This window comes from Stenotrophomonas acidaminiphila (assembly GCF_001431595.1).
Taxonomy (GTDB): Bacteria; Pseudomonadota; Gammaproteobacteria; order Xanthomonadales; family Xanthomonadaceae; genus Stenotrophomonas; species Stenotrophomonas acidaminiphila.
Genome location: NZ_LDJO01000110.1, coordinates 1 through 518, shown reverse-complemented (window position 1 = coordinate 518; position 518 = coordinate 1). Strand labels below are relative to the sequence as shown.

The window sequence follows — 518 nt, the reverse complement described above, 5'->3', positions numbered from 1 at the left end:
GGGGGAGGAAACGGCCGGCTCCGGCCTGATTCGTTGAAAGGATAAAGCATTGAACACCATCACCACCGGAACCTTCGCCGCCGACGACAGCCTGCAACGGCTGGAGCACCTGGCCGGCATCTCGCAGCGGCTGCTGGAAAAGGCCCGCGCGCTGGGTGCCAGCCAGGCCGAAGTCAGCTGCAGCGAGGACCGCGGCCTGGACGTGAACGTACGCCTGGGCGAAGTGGAAACGGTCGAATCCACCCACGACCGCGGCATCGCCGTGACCGTGTATTTCGGCCAGCGCAAGGGCAGCGCCAGCACCGCCGACTTGCAGGAGGGCAGCCTGGAGGCGACCGTGGCCCAGGCGTGCGCCATCGCCCGCCACACCGAGGACGATGCGGCCGCGGGCCTGGCCGACGCAGCGCTGATGGCGCGCGACTTCCCCGGCCTGGATACCTGGCACCCGTGGTCGCTGGACGCGCATGACGCGGTGGAACTGGCCCTGGCCTGCGAAGCGGCCGGGCGTGGCGCCGATC

1 protein-coding gene is annotated in these 518 nt (G+C 70.1%); it reads left to right on the top strand.

The window, feature by feature from the left end; all coding sequences use genetic code 11:
• Window positions 1–49 precede the first annotated feature (49 nt).
• Window positions 50–518, top strand: a 469-nt coding sequence (locus ABB33_RS17865; RefSeq protein WP_275452960.1) for a PmbA/TldA family metallopeptidase, incomplete at its 3' end; no start/stop codon positions are given.